Origin of the sequence: Ruegeria sp. PrR005, from assembly GCF_010500245.1 — a bacterium.
GTDB lineage: Bacteria > Pseudomonadota > Alphaproteobacteria > Rhodobacterales > Rhodobacteraceae > Ruegeria_B > Ruegeria_B marisflavi.
The window spans coordinates 1-17,613 of the sequence record NZ_JAAGOX010000055.1; the positions used below are offsets into that span (position 1 = coordinate 1).

Below are 17,613 nucleotides of genomic sequence, written 5' to 3' on the forward strand. Positions count from 1 at the left end.
TTCGGGCTTCGGTCGCTTGTTGGCCATGTGTTTCCTACGTTTTCCTAAACATAGCGGAGGACCACTTCAGTGGGGGAAGACCAGTTGTGCACTGGCAGTTGCGTGCACTTTTGTCAGAAGCGGGCGGCAAGCTGGAAAGCCCGAGTTTGGAGTTCGGCGACGACTCCGACTCTGTTTTGCGAGAAAACATGCTGGCAACGGTATCTCAGCACCAACGTCAGAAGAACCAGGAGCAAACCGTCAACCGTATGCGCGCACGTATGATGAACGGCTATTGGGTGTTCCACGCACCTGTCGGATTCAAGAGTGAAGTGGTGAAAGGGCATGGCAGGCTTTTGCTGCGTGACGAACCCGTTGCCAGCTACATCCAAGAAGCGCTCGAAGGTTTTGCCTCAGGCCGATTTGAAACCCAAGGTGAAGTGAAACGCTTTCTGGAAAGCTGTCCTGAGATTCCTAAAAATTTCCCAGACGGCACCATCCGATATGAAAAGGTGGCGCGGATCATGCGCCGTGTTCACTACGCGGGCTACATTGAGCGGCCAGAATGGGGCGTGGACCTGCGCAAGGGCCACCATGAGGGAATGGTATCGCTTGAGACTTGGCAGGCGGTGCAGGAGCGCGTCAACGGCGCTACACGCGCCCCTGTGCGTAAAGATATCAATGCGGACTTCCCGTTGCGTGGCTTTGTCCTCTGCAATGATTGCGGCAACCCACTCACCGCCAATTGGTCAAAAAGCAAGACCGGCAAGAAACATCCGTACTACCTCTGCTTCACCAAGGGCTGCGAAAGCCACCGCAAGTCGATCCGGCGCGACGTGCTGGAAGAGGCGTTCACCGACTACCTGCATGAGCTTCAGCCGTCTGAGACATTGCTGACCCTCACTAAGGCGATGTTCAAGAATGTCTGGGATCAACGGGCAGAGCAAGCCCAGGCCGGAATGGTGTCGCTAAAACGCGAAGTCACCAAGATTGAGAAACAAATCGACGGGCTGCTGCACCGCATTGTCGAGGCAAGCATGCCATCGGTCATCTCCGCCTATGAGAAACGCCTCGCGCGACTGGAGCAGGATAAGCTCGTTGCACAGGAAAAACTGGGCAAAACAGCCGAACCTAGCCACAGCTTCGACCAATTGTTCGAACTCGCCTGCGCGTTTCTTGCAAGCCCTTGGAAACTCTGGGAATCAGGCCAACTCACCCTGCAAAGAACTGTCCTGAAACTGGCTTTTGCCGAGCGGATTACCTACTGCCGCAAAACAGGACTTCGAACCCCAGAAACCACCTTGCCGTTCAAGGTGTTAGGGGGGGCTGAGGGTTAGAAATGTTTGATGGCGGACAGTGAGGGATTCGAACCCTCGAGACGGTTCCCCGCCTACACACTTTCCAGGCGTGCGCCTTCGACCACTCGGCCAACTGTCCGTGACGGGGTGTTTCGACTATCGCGCCAAGATTTGCAAGGGGGTTTTTCCCTTAATCTCTACCCGTTCAGATGCAGATAAACGCGGCGGTTCTGGCGGCCTTTCTTCTCGACCTTGCCCAAGCGGATGCGACCGATTTCACCGGTGCGGGCAACATGGGTGCCGCCGCAAGGTTGCAGATCAACCTGCGCGTCCCCCTGCCCTATCCGCACCAGCCGCACCCGACCACTGCCGCGAGGCGGTGAGACCGACATGGTCTTGACCAGCGCCGGATTGGCGTCAAGTTCAGCATCGGTGATCCAGTCCTCGGTCACCGGCAGATCGCGGTCGATCAGTGCCTGCAACGCCTGTTCCAGGGCCGCCTTGTCATCGGGCGCCTCTGGCATGTTGAAATCGAGGCGCCCCTTGTCCGCCGCGATGGCGCCGCCCGAAACCTCGAGCGGGATCACCACCGACAACAGATGCAGCGCAGTGTGGACCCGCATATGGGCAAAGCGGCGGTCCCAATCGAGATGCTGCGTCACCTCGGAGCCGACCGGTGGCAGCGTGGCGCCCTCGACAGGAACCAAGGCGATGGCCCCTTCAGTCACCTTGACCGTAGTCGCGACAACCATCTCTCCGCCATCCCAGCTTAGCCGCCCGCTGTCGCCGGGCTGGCCGCCGCCGGTAGCATAGAATAGTGACTGGTCCAGGATTACCCCGCCTTCGGCCGTGTATCCGGACACCCGGGCCGATGCTTGGCGGCGATAAGCGTCAAGCATGAAGAGAGGTTCAGTGGTCATCTTCTGTTCCTTCATTCATATCGGCTTCCGTCAGTGTGGCTGGTACCGTTGACGGCGAACTTTCAACCTCGGCTTCCGTCGCTGCCGCCGTCGTTGTCGCCGGAGCCCCTGTCAACGCCTCGGGATTGCGCAGCCAGACGTCACGCTGAGCAAAGGGAATCTCGATCCCCTCTTCCAGGAACCGCCGGTTGATCTCGTGGTTCATGTCGGATTTCACCGACAGCACCCAGTTGACGTCCCGCAGGATGGCCCGAATCTCAAAGTCGAGCGAATCCGCGCCAAAGCCCTGAAACACTACATTGGGAGCGGGGTTGGCCAGCACCATCGGGTGCGCCTCGGCGATCTCACGCAGGATCGTCTCGACCCGGCGGGTATCGGTGCCATAGGCCACGCCCACCGGCACGATCACGCGACCCACCGTATTGCCGCGGGTATAGTTTGTGACGCTGCCGCTGATCAGATCCGAATTTGGGATGATCACATCGGTCCGGTCAAAGGTCTCGATCCGGGTGGAGCGCACCGAGATGTCGCGGACATAACCCATCTGCCCGTTCACGTCGATCCAGTCGCCCTTGGAGATCGGGCGCTCGATCAGCAGGATGATGCCCGACACGAAATTCGACACGATGGTCTGAAGCCCAAAACCGATACCGACCGACAGCGCACCGGCAACGATGGCCAGCGACGACAGGTCGAACCCGGCCATGGTGATCGCCAACAGCGCGGCCAGGAAGATGCCGAGGTACCCAGTGCCGGCGACAATGGCATTCTGGCCGCCGGGGTCGAGCCGAGTCTTGGGCAGCAGCGAGTTGCGCAAGCCCCCCTGCAACAGCCGTGTCACCGTATACCCGATGGCAAAGACCAGCGCGAAGGTCAGGAAGTTCGACGGTGAAATGACCACGCCACCGATATCGAAGCCCATCATGATCCGCGACCAGATCTCGATCAGTTCCGCCTCGCGCGCGCCCCAGTAGAGCGCCAGCAGCGGCAGCGCCAGAATCGCCAGCAGAAAGCCGAGGATGACCGAAAAAAGCGAATCCCCCGCTTCGTCCCCCTTGCGGGTCAACCAGCCATAAACATTGGTCAAGAAGCGTTGGAGGATCACCAGCACAGCGACCAACGCCAGCGTCTTGACCGCCGGATAGACCAGCGCTTCGGCCGCGTTGTTATAGCCGACCACCGCCAACAGTGGCGAGGCAATCCCCAGCAGATAGAGCGCGCGACGCAGGAAACCGACCATGCGGCTGAACCCTGCCCCGCTGCGCGCGGCCTCGCCCCCGTCCACGGTGCCGCCCTTGACCTGTGCCTGGGAGCGCACGCGTTGTAGCCGCAACAAAAGCAGCGCGGTCATCAGGATTATCGGAAAACCGGTGACGGCGCGCGTGGCCTCGGGAATGTTCTCGAGCCTTTCGAACAGCACGACGAGGTCGTGCAGCACCAGTGTCAGCGCCAGCATGTCGATGCACAGCCGCATCACCCGCACCTGGGACTGGCTCAGATACCGAAAGCCGGTATTGGCGTTGAACAGATAGACCTGCCGGCCGATCCAGTTGAAATACAGGATCGCCGCCGCCCAATAGGGTACCTGGTCCAGCAACATGGCGCCACGCAGGCCGGTGATATCCATCATCTCCACCGACTGGACAACGAACATGACCCCGATCCAGGGGATCGCGATTCTGAGCAGCGACACCACAAAGGACCAGACACCTGTCCCCTCGCCGCCCAGCGAGCGCAGGAAATCGCCTATCCGTTCCGACCATCTGCGCCCTCGCGCCAGGAACACCAGCCCCACCAAGCTCAGCAGTAGGATGCCGGGGCCGTTGGTCTTGAGCCGTTCGCGGACCACGTCCGAGCGCATGTTGAACGCGACCTCGTTGGCCAGCGCCGTGATCGCCTGTTTGATATCCTTCCACGCATCGGGCCAGTACTCGGGATTCAGCGGTGACGGCCCGCGCTTGAGCAATTCCTTGGTGTCGCGTGACCGCACGATCCTGTCGATCTCGTTGATCAGACCATTGGCGCGGCTATAGGCCTCTTCCGAGATGATGCGCGGCACCGTCAACTTGGCCAGTTGATCGTTCAGATGGATGCGCAGCCGGGCGATATCCTCGGCCTCGGTCTCTCCATCGGCCGGTTTTGGTCCAAGCGCCGCAATCTGCGCCTCCAGCGTCTTGATCCGGTCCGAGTTCTCGCCCCGTACACGGTTGAAGGTATCCCGGTAAGTCCTGACCTCGGCTCGCAATTGCTCGAAAGCCGCCTGCGAAGCACGGTTCGCCTTGATGACCTCTTCAGCCCGGTCTGCCGTGCTTACCCAACGTTCGTAATAGGCACGGCTCTCATCGGTCAGCTGGGCCGAAAGAGCGGTAGCTGTCAGCAGCAGAAACGCGGTCAACAGCAACCGCAACACCCGGCCCATCATCATGTCAGACGTCCTCGAACACGCCGGGAATCGAACTGGGCGCGCGCGTCATCCAGTCGGGCACGGGCAGGTTCTTTTCCCGCAGGAAATCCGGGTTGAACAGTTTGGACTGATAACGGGTGCCATAGTCGCAGAGCATGGTGACAATGGTATGCCCCGGCCCCATCTCACGCGCCATGCGCACGGCCCCTGCGATATTGATCGCGGTCGAGCCCCCCATCACCAGCCCTTCTTGCCGCAGCAGGTCAAAGATATAGGGCAGCGCCTCGGCATCGGGCACCTGGCAGGCGAAATCCGGTTTGAAGCCTTCGAGGTTCTTGGTGATGCGGACCTGGCCGATGCCTTCGGTGATCGAGCCACCCTCCATCGCCAGTTCGCCCGTGGTGTAAAAACTGTAAAGAGCAGCCCCCATCGGGTCTGCCAAACCGATCTTCACGCCTTTCGGCTGAAGCGCTTCGGCGACGCCTGCCAGTGTTCCCCCCGAACCTACGGCACAGATGAACCCGTCGACCTTGCCGCCGGTCTGCTCCCAGATCTCGGGACCGGTGGTTTCAACATGGGCCTGTTTGTTGGCAATGTTGTCGAACTGGTTCGCCCAGACGGCTCCATTGGGCAGCGACTTGTTCAGCTCCTCCGCCAGGCGGCGCGAATAGTGAACGAAGTTGTTGGGATTGCGATACGGTGCGGCCGGAACCTGCACCAGTTCCGCACCTGCGAGGCGCAACATATCCTTTTTTTCCTCGGATTGCGTCTCGGGGATAACGATGACCGTCTTGAACCCCATCGAGGCGCCGACCAGCGCCAGTCCGATACCGGTGTTCCCGGCAGTACCTTCAACGATCGTGCCACCCGGTTTAAGTTCGCCACGAGCGATTGCATCCTTGATGATAAAGAGCGCGGCGCGGTCCTTGACCGACTGGCCGGGATTCATGAACTCCGCCTTGCCCAGTATCTCGCATCCTGTCATTTCACTGACACGGCGCAGCCGGATCAGCGGTGTGTGTCCTACGGCGTCAGCCAGATCGCGTGCAATGCGCATTGAGTCCTCGCAAGGTTATCTTGTTTAATTTGATGTAGCCCTGCGAGGTCTCAACCTCAAGCAAGGATCCCCAAAGCATCCATTACTGCCGAAGTCTGTCACGATGCCTTGCCAACCAGTTGGCGAGCGAAACAAGGGGAAGCGACTTGATCTGCTGGCGGTCCGTCAGGTCCAACAACGTTTCGAAACTGAGAATTCGGCTGCGGATGTCCTCTCCTTCGCTGTCCAGACCGCCGGAGTCGGTTTCAGACAGAAGGTCGGCGATCGCAACAAACAGGTGAACGAACTCCGAAGACGACCCGGACGACGAATACGCCTGTCCCGCTGGTTCCAGCCGCCGCGCCGTCAGATGCGCCTCTTCCAACAGTTCGCGATGGGCCGCTTGTTCGGGCGTTTCGCCGGGATCTATCATTCCCGCGACCGCCTCCCATACCCAAGGTGCGGGATCTCCGATCATGAACACTGGCGCGCGAAACTGCTCTACGAGCAAGACCCGATCCCGTATCGGGTCATAAGGGAGAACAACGGCCGCCTGGCCTGTCATCAGCGCTGCTCGGTTGAGGCTGTCGCTCATGGTGCCGTCATAGCGGCGATGGCGCAGATCCATATCATCCATGGCAAAATAGTTGAGATAGCCGCGATTATGCTTCTCAACGACGACATCGCGGGTCACGTCGTGCTGCGGATCGGGTGTACGGGCCGCGGCCGCAATCCGTCCGGCAGCTCTGACGCGGATTGCGCGAAAATTTTTGGCGATCTCTGTCGGGCCGAGACGATCGTAGAACGCCATCACTTCGGTCGCGGCATGCAGGGTCATTTCCCCCCACGCCAGCGCCCAATCATCAAGGCTCCAAACATCGCCGGGTGTCCACGCCCCGTCCCGGGGGAAGAAAACCTGCGCTTCTGCTGTTTGCGCATCCGAGACGCGCAATGTCATCGGCCGCAGATCGTAGTCAAACCCGCCTTCGTAATAGTCGAGACGTTCAATCTGGCGCGCGGTCAAACCGCGAACCAGCACGCCGCTTGCGGATTGCCCTGGCGCGGGCGCAACCATCGGGAAGGGCTGCCCCTGAACGCCGTAAACCTGATGATCCGGCAACTGCGCCGAAACCATGTTCAGGGAAACGCCCGGTTCACACAGGACCAGTTCAAGAAGCGGTCGAAACCGCAGGGTGCCGTAAAAGAAAAGATTGGTCACTGCCGGTAAGTATCCGTCGCAAAGGGGAATCTAACGCCATCTCCGCCAGGCGTTTTCGGTGGCAAGACCGGATATCACCGCCCCAACGAGCAATGTCGAGATGATATTTGTCGCGATCAGGACAGCGCCGAAATCGACACTCTTCTCGAAAATCGCCAGCACCGCTTCGAAAGGGCCACCATAGCGGTTTCGCATCGCCAACCGGAACATCTCGTAACAACCCTGCACGAACAGCCCCCAGAAGACGAGCGCCGCCACACCGGTCAGCCCATTGGTGATAGCTGCTGACAGCCCCCTGCCCGCCCTTGGTCCCATGACAAACCAGCCGCAAAGAATACCCAGACCGACATTGACGAGGTTGAAGTAGCCAAAGTCGGTTCCTTCCGGCATGCGCGGCTTGATCAGTTCTGACACCAGATATCCAAGAATGCCCAGGCAAAGGGCGGCGACGAGACGGGCTGCGGTGGGCATGGACAGGTGAACTCAGCTTTTTTGTGGTCTTGCCACTGTTACCTGTGTCACATCGCAGGTACCCGAGTCAAAGGCCGCGCCGCAGGAGGTCAGATAGAAATTCCACATGCGGCGGAACCGATCGTCGAAACCCAATTCTGCGATATGGTCCCATTTCTCGTTGAACGTCTCGTACCAGCGCCTGAGTGTCAGGTCGTAACTCTTGCCGAACTCCTTGGAATTCACGAACTCCAGCCCCGCGCGCGCGAATTGCTCTCTCAGGATCTTGGGGGCAGGCAGCATACCGCCCGGAAAAATGTACTTCTGTATGAAGTCCACGCCGTTGCGGTATACTTCCCACCTTTTGTCCACCACGGTGATGATCTGCAACGTAGCACGCGCGCCCGGCTTCAACCTGTCGCGCACAGTGTTGAAATAGGTCGGCCAGTATCTTTCGCCAACTGCCTCGAACATCTCGATCGAAGCGATACCATCATAGCTGCCGCGCTCGTCCCGATAGTCTTGCAGCTTGAAATCAACAAGGTCGGAAAGCCCCGCTTTCTCAATCCTTTCCCGAGCGAACTTCAACTGCTCCTTGCTGATGGTAAGGCCGGTAACCCGCAGGCCCCTTTCCTTTGCAGCATATTCTGCAAATCCGCCCCAGCCGCATCCGATCTCCAGGACATGATCGCCCGGCTTGGCTCCCATCTCGTCGATCAGACTGGCGTATTTGGCGGTCTGCGCTTTTTCCAGACTCTCTTGCCCGGTTTCAAACAATGCGCTGGAATAGGTCATGGTCTCATCCAGCCAGAGCGCATAGAAATCGTTACCCAGATCGTAATGATAAGAAATGTTCTTCTTGGCTTGTTCCTTGTGATTTCGTTGGAGCCAGAACCGCAACCGCTCATAGGCCCGCGCCAGAAACTGTCCGGGAAAACCGTCATACACGGTTTCGTCACCCTGATGCACAAGGTCCATAAATGCCCGAAGATCCGGCGTGCTCCAATCCTCTTCAAGGTAGGCGTCACAAAAGCCCAGCTCGCCCTCGCGGATCAGGCGGGCGAAAACATCCGGGTCGTGTATATCGACCTGTGCCACGGGACCGGGCTTCGGTCCCTCGGAACGGAAGATGCGTCCGTCGGGCAAGGCAATATCAAGGCGGCCCGCCTCCATCTTGCCCAACATCTTCATGACTTGCGGAAAATACCGCGGCAGGTTCTCCTGACCGTCTGTCGATGTCAAAATCATCCGCTTCTCCCCATTGCGGTTTGCCAAACAGGCTAATTCGAGACCTGAATTCAGGCAAGTTTTGCGTCAGGTCTCGGCGGAAACGCTGTGGAATAGGCAGCAAGCGCCCGTTTTCTGCCCAAGTCGAGCGAAATGCCGGGCGATGGGTACTCCTCGCCCGGGTTCAAACCCCAACTGCGGGGAACCGCATCGAAGAATTCCAATGCCGTGTGCGTTGGGTGTTCCTGTTGCTGGGCGATCCAACGATCAATATATGCGCGGTCTGGATCGAATTTGCCGGCCTGGGTTTCAGGGTTGAACACCCGGAAGTAAGGGGCGGCATCCGGCCCTGAACCGGCAACCCATTGCCAGCCCATGGCGTTTGCGGCCGGATCCCAGTCGGTCAGGCAGTCCGCGAACCAGTCCATGCCAAGTTTCCAATGCACCATCAGGTGCTTCGTCAGATAGCTTGCGGAAATCATACGGGCCCTGTTGTGCATTCGTCCGGTCACATACATCTCGCGCATTGCGGCATCGACCATTGGGACCCCGGTTTGTCCCCGGCACCAGCGTACGAAGTCCGGATTGGTTTCGTCTGCCGACCAGGGAAAATCATCCCATTCCACCCGCCAGTTCCGATCCAGAATATGGGGGCTGTTGAACATCAGGTGATAGGCAAATTCACGCCAAACCAGCTCCTTGAGGAAATGCTCCGCTCCCGCAGAACCCGCGCGAACCGCCTCCTGCGCCCGATGCCACGCGATCCGAGGGCTAAGCTCGCCAAGGCTGAAATGCTCGGACAAGTCCGATGTGGCATCCAAGGCTGGAAAATCCCTATTTTTCTTATAGTTGTTGATGCGGTCAGAGATGAACAGATCCAGTTTTGCGAGGGCCGCGGCTTCGCCAGGTGACTGGTATCTTGTCACAATCGGGACCGCACGGTTCATTTGCGCGTCCATGTGCCATGAACTCAGTGCATCGGAATTCGGCCAGTGGGGCGGTTTTGCCAAACGCGAAGGGGCCGGCAGGGCCGGACCGACATCCTGCTGGCAGACAGCCCGCCAGAACGGCGAATAAACCTTGTAGTATCCCCCGGCGCCGGTCTTTACATTCCACGGCTCGAACAACAGATGCCCCGCAAACGAGCGGGCATCGACATCATTGTCCTTGAACCACGACTTCACACCTGCATCCCGCGCGACAGACACAGGGTCATACCCCCGCGACCACCAGACAGCACCGGCGCCGGTTTCTTCGACCAGCGACTGAAGCGCCTGCAACGCGCATCCGCGACGAAGGATCAACGCGCTTCCCAGCCTCTCCAGCTCGGCAGCAAAAGTTGCGAGCCCCAGGCCAAGTCGAAACTTGGGCGCGGCACCAAGCCGTTCAACCCCTTCGTCATGAAGGAATACGGGGACCACCGGGCGTCCGGTCGCGCAAGCCGCGTGAAAGCCGGGATTGTCTGTGATCCTCAGATCACGGCGAAACCAGAAGATAATTGGACTGTCTGAATTGGTCATAGGCTGCCCCGGTCTTTTTCAGGATACGGGGCTGGCCTGTTTCTGGATCACAAAACCCGGTCAAGAGCCTGCAAAAGCTGGTCGATTTCAGATTTTGCGGTGTAGTGGGTAAAGCTCAGCCGGAGAACACCCTGGTTTGGATCGATACCCATCCCCTGCAAGGCCCGCACGGCATAAAAATCGCCGCCACCCGCCATCACCCCGTATTTCGCCAACTCGGCCGCGACCGGCTCGGCCGGGCGGTTCAACGCCAGCGCCACCGTCGGTGCGCGCAGTTCGGCCTTGTCCGGGCCGAGAAGACGGACCGAATTGCGATCGGCAACTGCATCAAGCAATGGTTGCAGCAGTTCCACCTCATAGTCCCGCATCAGGTCATGAACAAAAGCCGCCCTCTGTGTCGGGCCAGTGGCATCACACCCGTGGTGTGCCGCCAGCAGGTCAACATAATCGGCCATGCCTGCGCTGGCGGCAACCTGGGCGTGATCGGGACCTGCTGGGGTAAAACGCTTGTACAGGACATCGCCATTAAAATAGTGCCCCTGGTTCGGCAACATCTGCCCCAGATTGCGCCGGATCACCATCACCCCCTGGTGCGGGCCATAGGTCTTGTAGGAGGAGAACAGGTAGATATCGGGTCCCAACTCTCCGACATTTGGAAAGCCGTGCGGCGCATAAGACACCCCGTCAACACAGACAAAGGCACCGGCGGCATGGGCGATGGCCGTGATTTCGGTTACCGGGTTGATCTCGCCCACCACATTTGAACAATGCGGAAAGCAAACCAGCCGCACGTTCTCGTCCAGCAGGTTTTCCAGATCCTCGGGGTTCAGATGCCCAGTGTCCGGGTCGATCTGCCATTCACGCACCTCGATCCCTGCCTCGGCCAGCCGCCGCCAGGGGCCGGAATTTGCCTCGTGATCCTGATTTGTCACGATGATCGCCTGGCCCGGCTGCATCCATTGCCGGAACGCCTGGGCCAGAACATAGGTATTCTGCGAGGTCGAGGGGCCGAAGCTCAGTTCGTCGGTCTCAACCCCCAGGATTGCCGCCATCCGCGCCCGCGCCTCTTCCATTTCGGCGCCAGCGAGCAGGCTCGCCTCGTACGGCGCATAAGGTTGTACCTTGCGCTGGGTGTAGAACCGGGTGAGCCGGTCGACCACCGGCTGACATGTATAAGACCCGCCTGCGTTTTCGAAGAACGCCTGGCCGTCCAGTGATGCTTCGGAGAATGCCGGGAACTGCTTGCGGACAAAGCCGATATCCAATGCCATCTTGACCCTCGTTTCTGATGGCAAATGGATGCCTGCTGACCGGGTCCGGGTCAAGGCCATGTGCTGATGTCAAAAACTGTCATCACCACCGGCCATACAGGCACCATCGAAAACAATGAGGTAAACCGATGAGCTATCAGCCCGAACATTTCCTGGTCTGGGGAGAGTTGCCCGTGACCGACATGAACCGCAGCGTCGCGTTCTATTCCAAGGTCACTGGCGCCGAACTGACGATCGACACCAGCGGCCCCAACCCGATGGCGGTATTCAAACCTGCCGCCGCCGAAACCGGAGTGGCGCTGCATCTCTATCCCGGTACACCGGCGGGCGACGGCAGTGGCCCGACGTTGCATCTGGCCGCCGAGGGCGCACTGGAAGAGACGATGTCCCGTGTGACGCAAGCCGGTGGCGAGGTAATCTCACCCGCAATCACAATCCCGGCCGGGCGGTTTTTCTACGCCAAGGACCCCGACGGCAATTCCGTCGGCTTTTTTGAACCGACAACCGCGTGACAAAGAAAGCCCCCGGCGGTCCGCCGGGGGCCAAGGGGCTCGACCGGATCAGGCGTTGACGTCGATAACGACACGGCCCTTGACCTGGCCCTTCAGGATATCGGCGCCGAGCTGCGGCAGGTCTGCCAGGGTGGCCGGTTGGATCATCGCCTCCAGCTTGTCCATCGGCAGATCCGAGGCGATACGCTCCCACGCACGCAGCCTGTTGGCATAGGGTTGCATCACGCTGTCGATACCCAGAAGGTTGACACCGCGCAGCAGAAAGGGAACCACGGTCGCCGGCAGGCCGGCGCCGCCTGCAAGACCGACCGCAGCCACCGAGGCGCCGTACTTCATCTGGCCCAGAACCCGCGCGAGCATGGCGCCGCCCACGGCATCCACGCACCCTGCCCAGGTTTCCGACTCGAGCGGGCGCTTGACCGTTTCGTTCAACTCTTCGCGCGGCACGATGGTGGTCGCACCAAGAGATTTGAGGTAGTCGGCGGTTTCAGGGCGCCCGGTTACACCCGCCACTTCGTAGCCCAGGTTGGCCAGAATGGCGGTCGCCACGGAACCAACGCCGCCCGCGGCGCCAGTCACCAGAACCGGTCCATGTCCAGGTTTCAGGCCATGATCCTCCAGCGCCATGACGGCCAGCATCGCGGTAAAGCCTGCGGTCCCCACGGCCATCGCCTGCCGGGTGTCCAGCCCCTTTGGCAGCGGCACCAACCAGTCGGCCTTGACCCGTGCCTTCTGCGAGTATCCTCCCCAATGGGCCTCGCCCACGCGCCAACCGGTCAGAACCACCTTGTCGCCGGGCTTGTACCGGGCATCCGACGAGGTTTCGACCGTTCCGGCAAGATCGATGCCAGGGATATGGGGATATTTGCGCACCAGCCCACCGCCGGGACCAATGCACAGACCGTCCTTGTAGTTGACCGTCGAATACTCGACCGCGACCGTAACCTCGGCTTGTGGCAGATCATCCAGCCCAAGCTGTTTGACAGCAGCCTGGGTCTTGCCGCTTTCTTCGTCCTTTTCGACCACCAGTGCGTTGAACATCTTTTCCTCCTTCCGCGACCCAAATCAGGGCCGTCGATTACATAACCACATATTTCGTCTGGCAGCGCGAACAGGGGCCGACAACGCCGCACCCTGCCCGCTCAAGCCCAAAACTTTTCACGAACCGTTGCCGGGCGCATGCCGTCCGGCGTTTCCACTTCCAGCCGAGTTCCTTCGGCCCAATGGCTAAGCCGAACCATACCAATGGCGACGTTCGTCTGAAAGTCGGGCGACCACGCGGCCGAGGTCACCTGACCCACCCGCTGGCCATCGGCGTAGCACGGCCAAACCCTGTCACACCCCGGCACTCGATCACCGCTGATGTCAATTGCGCGGATCTGCTGAACCGGGCCTTCCTTGGCGACGCGCAACAGCGCATCCCGGCCGATACAGCCAATTGCGGTATGCGTGTTACAAAAGCGGCCCAGCCCGCATTCATGCGGGGTATTGTCGTCGGTCATGTCGTTGCCATAGGACAACAGACCACCCTCGATTCTCTCGATCAGGTTGGGACAGCCCGCGCGCACGTCCAGATCCTCGCCCGCCGCCTTCAAGGCGTTCCATAGCGGCATGCCGATGTCGCCACCTTCGACATAGATCTCGAAACCACCCTGCTTGGAATAACCCGACCGCGCAATGGCCAGATCACGCCCCTCGAAGGTGAACATGCCAAACCGGAAGAAGCGGACATCGCGCACCCGATCCCCGAAAACGCGGGCCATCAGGTCATCGGACTTTGGCCCTTGCACGGCCAGGGGCGAAACATCCGGTTCGTCCACGAGCACGTCCAGCCGGTAGCCGTTGGCAATGCCCTTGACCCAAAGCAGCAGGTCGCTGTCCGCAATCGAGATCCACCAGCGGTCCTCGGCCAGCTTGACGGCAACCGGATCGTTCAACATGCCGCCGGTTTCATCGACAATCGGCACGTAATAGCACTGCCCCGGTAGCATGCCGCGCAAGTCGCGCGGGGTCAGCATCTGCATCAGTCGCCCGGCATCAGGTCCACGCAACTCGACCTGCCGCTCGCAAGCCACGTCCCAGACCTGCACCGCTTTCTTCAGGTGGTGATAATCCGCCTCGACGCTTTCAAACACCGTCGGCAGCAGCATTCGGTTGTAAACAGTGTAGCCTTTGACCCCGGCGGCTTCGACACCGTCGGAAAAGGGAGTGCGCCTGACCCGGCGCGAGGGAGAGATCATCGCCATATCAGGCGTCCTCCGGCATGAGTTTCGTTTCTTGAACCAACGGTCGGAACCGTTTGGACTATGTCAAAGCCAGACTTCGACGGCGTCCCTCAACGGATGGCCGTCTGTTCGCCAGGCAGAGCTTGGTCAGGCGCGAATGCGCTCGATCGGCTCAATCCTCCCGTCAGCGCGGGCCGTGCCAATCGATCTGGCAGATTTCGGCGGAGCGCCCGTCGAAATCCCAGACCCGGCCATAGGCGCGCAGCTTGCCCTTGGACGCTGTCGCCACCGTGATATCCGGCCCCATCCAGTACTGAGTGTTGGTCACGACCAGATCGGTTTCGGGATCCTTGCCAGCGACCGGAGCAACGACACCCTGGATCTTGCGGCCAACGGTGATGTGACGCGTCTTGCCCTCGGTCTCGTAGGTCACCGGTTGACGCTCGTGGCCCAGGATTTCACCGACGAGGATCTGGAACAGGCCTGTTGTTCCCTTGGCCGCACCCGAGAAGATCGCGACCAGCGCGTCATATTGCGCATCCGTGGAACGGTCGTCGATGAACAACCCAACCTTCCAGTTGCCACGGCTCATCATGCCCGGGATCTCGATCATCAGACCGATGTTCAACCCGCTGAGATCAATGTCGCCATAAGCACCTTGGTCGATGCGTACACCACCCCAGGTCTGGCAGTGTCCCTCGGTTGGGGGATGCTTGCCCAGGCTGATCACGCAGGGACAGAACACCGTGCAGTTGCAGTTCAGGATCAACTCTCCCTTGACCGTCCAAGGCACCGTGCCCAACTCGTCCAAAGCCATGTGATATCTCCCTTTTCCCTATATCGTCATCCAGATGGTCCAGCCTGCCCAGGCGAACAGGCAGTACCCCAAAGGCCGTGTTACATGGCGGCCAATATCGGGGAGTTTCTCCAGAACCATGATCACCGTAGCCAAGCCCATAAAGGCCAGGTTCGTCACCCCGCCGACAAAGGCCAACAGCATCAGCGCCCAGCAACAGCCAAGGCACACTAGGCCCAGCCGGACGCCGTTGCGCAACGGTCCCTCGTCCCAATGCTGAATGAAAAAGGTCAGCGGTTGGCGGCATTTGCTGAGGCAGGCAGCCTTGATCGCCGAAAATTGATAGGTGCCCGTGCCAATCAGCAGGCCCGCCGACAAGAGCACCGACCGGCTGTCGCCAAATCCACCGAGAAGACCGGCACTGAACAAGGCGAATTGCATCCCAGCCGCCAGTACAGAGAACCCCAGCCATACCAGCAGGTACCCCCCAAGCAGAGCGCCGAACCGCGTGCCCGGGGCGGTATGGGACAGATCCTCGTAAGTGGCCAGCGCAGGCAGGGCAGTGGGGGCCATCATCGCAGCGGACATCAGCGCCCACATGAAAACCATTCTTCCGAACCCGGCTACATCGGGTGTCAAGGTACAGAGATCGCGCCAGAAATCCGCACCATAGACGGCATCCGCAACCCGCATTTCGGCCGGAATTGCCATCAGGAACAGAGCAGACCACGCGCCCAGGATAAGAACGAACAGGAGGATCCAGTGCCCCCCTGTCATCGACCTGATCCGTTCGGCAACGATGGCCTTCATTCCGCACTCCAGCTATCAGCTTAGGCGACTCACGCGTTGACACTTAAATGTCAGACTTTTAAATGTCAGACAAATAAAATATTCCAACCCCGAAGATCCGCCAAACCAGGACACCAGGAACGTGCCATGAAAATCGACCCGAACAGTTCCGCCGATCTCTCGGCTCAGATTGCCCAGGCGATCAAGGATTCCATCGTCGAAGGCCGGTTGATCGTGGACGAGCGCCTGCCGTCTGAGGCGGAACTGGCTGACCAGTTCCAGGTCTCGCGCCCCACCGTGCGCGAAGCGCTGAAACGCTTGGCGGCGCAATCGCTGATCCGCACCCAGCGCGGTGCCTTTGGCGGAGCCTTTGTCAACCGGATCAGCTTCGAGGATGCCTATTCCCAACAGATCACCACCTCGACCCTGCTCTTGTCGATGAACGCGGTCAGTTTCGATACCGCTTGCGAGGCACGCTTTGCGCTGGAGCGCGCCTGTGCTCCGTTGTCGGCGCGGCGACGCACGCCGGATCACCTGGCCACCATGCGAGCCGAGATCGTGCGTCAGAGCCAGCCGGGGTTGAGCGACGAAACTTTTTGCGCCTCGGACGTGACATTTCACAGGGCATTGGTGGATGGCGCCGGCAACCCGGTGCTGTCCTACCAACTGGCCGGAGCCGTCGAGGCCATGCAGCCGCTGATGAACATGATCACCTTCACCGCCCGTTCGCGCGAGGTGATCGTGGGCCTGCATACGCGCATTGCCGACGCAATCGAAGCCCGCGATGCCGCAGCCGCCGATACGGCGCTGGTCGAACTGACCACCTATACGATGACACTCAAGGACAGCGTGATGGCCGCACGCGCTGCGGCACGTGAAACCCTGGGCGGCTGACATCGGCCCATTCAGATCAAGCCGCAAGCACGAATTCCGTCCCGGCAGGTCGGGATCCCGTTGCACTTGCGCACCAAGCGATTATATTCGTCGTGTTCCCTCGGGGACTATGGACATAAACGCGCTCGTAATAAGCGGATCGGACCCGGGGGCGGTACCCGGCGGCTCCACCAGATACCCTCGTTGGGGGACAATGGGGCCGAAATAGGATCGACGGACGTCTAAAGGAGTTTGCTTTGTCTCGGCGGGGTACCACCGTTATCGGTCCGTAAAGCATAATTGCCAACGACAATCGTGCTCCGGTTGCTCTGGCTGCGTAAGCAGTCCGAAAAACCGAAACTTAAGCCCTTGCGCCTAGCAGCGTAAGGCGGGGTTCGCAGGTACCTGGCAACAGAAACCTGCATTTTCCTTTCATATGTTTGTACTTTTTGCTGCTTGTGCCGCTTTTGTTCAGCATTCATTCACCATTGCCCCCAATGCTGTACCTGACAGCGATGGAGGATCAGATGGACAAATCCGAGTTGTTGAAAGAATGGTATTCCCAGGTTTGGGAGCAAGGAAATATCGACGCGATTGATGAGTTTTTTGCGGCCGACACGATGGCCGACGGGCTGATCCCAGAGATGCAGGTAGGGGCTGACGATTTCAGGGATTTTGTTTCCGCCTTCAAGTATCATCTGGGCGAGATCCGCGTGGATATCCCAAAGATTATCGAGAACGGCGATTGGGCCAGTGCAATCTTGCATGTGCACACGTCAAGGGCCGACAACGGAGCACCAATCGAGGTCACGGGTCAGGTCATGGTCCGCTACAAGGACAACAAGATCGCCGAAGCCTACAATCAGTTCGACCTGATCTCGCTGTTCGAGCAACTTGGCCAGATGCCGGCCGACACGTTGCCAATATGCATGACGGGTCAGCGCCTCGAATGGGCCTGATCTGTCGCGGCGACGCCTGACTGGTGCATTGACACCCCCTGCCCTGTTGCACTAGCGATAGGGTCATGGGGTCGCTTGCGAACGCCCCGTGAGGCTCCGGCCCAAGTTTCGCATGTATCCTTTGACGAGAGGAGC

Annotated in this window: 16 protein-coding genes, 1 tRNA gene and 1 other RNA gene; 5 read left to right on the plus strand and 13 right to left on the minus strand. The window is 59.7% G+C overall.

Annotated elements, in window-relative coordinates:
• On the plus strand, positions 1–1,316 hold a 1,316-nt coding region (locus G0P99_RS21260; protein WP_203583206.1), incomplete at its 5' end, for a zinc ribbon domain-containing protein.
• A gap of 10 nt (positions 1,317–1,326) precedes the next feature.
• Here the strand turns inward: G0P99_RS21260 and G0P99_RS21265 are convergent.
• The 9 genes from G0P99_RS21265 to G0P99_RS21305 all read right to left on the minus strand — a co-directional run bounded on the left by G0P99_RS21265 (position 1,327) and on the right by G0P99_RS21305 (position 11,324).
• Positions 1,327–1,416 (minus strand) — tRNA-Ser (locus G0P99_RS21265).
• 58 nt (positions 1,417–1,474) lie between these two features.
• Positions 1,475–2,197 (minus strand): alanyl-tRNA editing protein, encoded by a 723-nt coding sequence (locus G0P99_RS21270; RefSeq protein ID WP_164132502.1) that lies wholly within the window; start codon positions 2,195–2,197, stop codon positions 1,475–1,477.
• A complete protein-coding gene (locus tag G0P99_RS21275; RefSeq protein ID WP_370462866.1) occupies positions 2,187–4,622 on the minus strand; it encodes a DUF3772 domain-containing protein in 2,436 nt (811 codons plus the stop codon). The genes G0P99_RS21270 and G0P99_RS21275 overlap by 11 nt, the downstream gene beginning before the upstream one ends.
• A 1-nt stretch (position 4,623) precedes the next feature.
• On the minus strand, positions 4,624–5,658 hold the full coding sequence (locus G0P99_RS21280) for a cysteine synthase A (protein ID WP_164132503.1): 1,035 nt from the start codon (positions 5,656–5,658) through the stop codon (positions 4,624–4,626).
• Between the two features lie 82 nt (positions 5,659–5,740).
• Positions 5,741–6,856: an NUDIX domain-containing protein gene (locus G0P99_RS21285; RefSeq protein ID WP_164132504.1), complete on the minus strand. Its 1,116-nt coding sequence runs from the start codon at positions 6,854–6,856 to the stop codon at positions 5,741–5,743.
• A 30-nt stretch (positions 6,857–6,886) separates the two neighbouring features.
• Positions 6,887–7,327, minus strand: coding sequence for a TrgA family protein (locus G0P99_RS21290; RefSeq protein ID WP_164132505.1), 441 nt, complete (start codon positions 7,325–7,327; stop codon positions 6,887–6,889).
• 12 nt (positions 7,328–7,339) lie between these two features.
• Complete coding sequence (locus tag G0P99_RS21295; RefSeq protein WP_164132506.1) at positions 7,340–8,554, minus strand: cyclopropane-fatty-acyl-phospholipid synthase family protein; 1,215 nt, start codon at positions 8,552–8,554, stop codon at positions 7,340–7,342.
• Positions 8,555–8,604: 50 nt separating this feature from the next.
• Positions 8,605–10,053, minus strand: coding sequence for a deoxyribodipyrimidine photo-lyase (locus G0P99_RS21300; RefSeq protein ID WP_164132507.1), 1,449 nt, complete (start codon positions 10,051–10,053; stop codon positions 8,605–8,607).
• Positions 10,054–10,100: 47 nt separating this feature from the next.
• Entirely contained in the window at positions 10,101–11,324 is a 1,224-nt protein-coding gene (locus G0P99_RS21305; protein WP_164132508.1) for an aminotransferase class V-fold PLP-dependent enzyme, read from the minus strand.
• A gap of 128 nt (positions 11,325–11,452) precedes the next feature.
• Here G0P99_RS21305 and G0P99_RS21310 point away from each other — a divergent pair, with 128 nt between their 5' ends.
• Complete coding sequence (locus tag G0P99_RS21310; protein ID WP_164132509.1) at positions 11,453–11,836, plus strand: VOC family protein; 384 nt, start codon at positions 11,453–11,455, stop codon at positions 11,834–11,836.
• A 48-nt stretch (positions 11,837–11,884) separates the two neighbouring features.
• Here G0P99_RS21310 and acuI read toward each other — a convergent pair whose 3' ends face one another.
• The 4 genes from acuI to G0P99_RS21330 form a co-directional block, all read right to left on the minus strand.
• Positions 11,885–12,877: an acryloyl-CoA reductase gene (gene acuI / locus G0P99_RS21315; RefSeq protein ID WP_164132510.1), complete on the minus strand. Its 993-nt coding sequence runs from the start codon at positions 12,875–12,877 to the stop codon at positions 11,885–11,887.
• Between the two features lie 101 nt (positions 12,878–12,978).
• Positions 12,979–14,082: a dimethylsulfoniopropionate demethylase gene (locus G0P99_RS21320; protein WP_164132511.1), complete on the minus strand. Its 1,104-nt coding sequence runs from the start codon at positions 14,080–14,082 to the stop codon at positions 12,979–12,981.
• A 163-nt stretch (positions 14,083–14,245) separates the two neighbouring features.
• Positions 14,246–14,878 (minus strand): DUF1326 domain-containing protein, encoded by a 633-nt coding sequence (locus G0P99_RS21325; RefSeq protein ID WP_164132512.1) that lies wholly within the window; start codon positions 14,876–14,878, stop codon positions 14,246–14,248.
• Between the two features lie 18 nt (positions 14,879–14,896).
• A complete protein-coding gene (locus tag G0P99_RS21330) occupies positions 14,897–15,667 on the minus strand; it encodes a DUF2182 domain-containing protein (protein ID WP_239059904.1) in 771 nt (256 codons plus the stop codon).
• Between the two features lie 126 nt (positions 15,668–15,793).
• Between G0P99_RS21330 and G0P99_RS21335 the strand changes: the two genes are divergently transcribed.
• The 3 genes from G0P99_RS21335 (at position 15,794) to G0P99_RS21345 (ending at position 17,478) form a co-directional block, all read left to right on the plus strand.
• Positions 15,794–16,540 carry a FadR/GntR family transcriptional regulator gene (locus G0P99_RS21335; RefSeq protein WP_164132513.1) on the plus strand — a complete coding sequence of 249 codons (747 nt, stop codon included), beginning with the start codon at positions 15,794–15,796 and terminating at the stop codon, positions 16,538–16,540.
• A 55-nt stretch (positions 16,541–16,595) separates the two neighbouring features.
• Positions 16,596–16,945, plus strand: a transfer-messenger RNA (tmRNA) gene (gene ssrA / locus G0P99_RS21340).
• A gap of 101 nt (positions 16,946–17,046) precedes the next feature.
• Positions 17,047–17,478 (plus strand): ester cyclase, encoded by a 432-nt coding sequence (locus tag G0P99_RS21345; protein WP_164132514.1) that lies wholly within the window; start codon positions 17,047–17,049, stop codon positions 17,476–17,478.
• The last annotated feature ends 135 nt before the right edge of the window (positions 17,479–17,613 follow it).

Coding starts and splice junctions, on each gene's coding strand:
- G0P99_RS21345 (WP_164132514.1), top strand. CDS start 17,047: ATGGACAAATCCGAGTTGTTGAAAGAATGGTATTCCCAGGTTTGGGAG.
- G0P99_RS21300 (WP_164132507.1), bottom strand. CDS start 10,053: ATGACCAATTCAGACAGTCCAATTATCTTCTGGTTTCGCCGTGATCTG.
- G0P99_RS21295 (WP_164132506.1), bottom strand. CDS start 8,554: ATGATTTTGACATCGACAGACGGTCAGGAGAACCTGCCGCGGTATTTT.
- G0P99_RS21305 (WP_164132508.1), bottom strand. CDS start 11,324: ATGGCATTGGATATCGGCTTTGTCCGCAAGCAGTTCCCGGCATTCTCC.
- G0P99_RS21335 (WP_164132513.1), top strand. CDS start 15,794: ATGAAAATCGACCCGAACAGTTCCGCCGATCTCTCGGCTCAGATTGCC.
- G0P99_RS21280 (WP_164132503.1), bottom strand. CDS start 5,658: ATGCGCATTGCACGCGATCTGGCTGACGCCGTAGGACACACACCGCTG.
- G0P99_RS21275 (WP_370462866.1), bottom strand. CDS start 4,622: ATGATGATGGGCCGGGTGTTGCGGTTGCTGTTGACCGCGTTTCTGCTG.
- G0P99_RS21330 (WP_239059904.1), bottom strand. CDS start 15,667: ATGAAGGCCATCGTTGCCGAACGGATCAGGTCGATGACAGGGGGGCAC.
- acuI (WP_164132510.1), bottom strand. CDS start 12,877: ATGTTCAACGCACTGGTGGTCGAAAAGGACGAAGAAAGCGGCAAGACC.
- G0P99_RS21325 (WP_164132512.1), bottom strand. CDS start 14,878: ATGGCTTTGGACGAGTTGGGCACGGTGCCTTGGACGGTCAAGGGAGAG.
- G0P99_RS21320 (WP_164132511.1), bottom strand. CDS start 14,082: ATGGCGATGATCTCTCCCTCGCGCCGGGTCAGGCGCACTCCCTTTTCC.
- G0P99_RS21310 (WP_164132509.1), top strand. CDS start 11,453: ATGAGCTATCAGCCCGAACATTTCCTGGTCTGGGGAGAGTTGCCCGTG.
- G0P99_RS21290 (WP_164132505.1), bottom strand. CDS start 7,327: ATGCCCACCGCAGCCCGTCTCGTCGCCGCCCTTTGCCTGGGCATTCTT.
- G0P99_RS21270 (WP_164132502.1), bottom strand. CDS start 2,197: ATGACCACTGAACCTCTCTTCATGCTTGACGCTTATCGCCGCCAAGCA.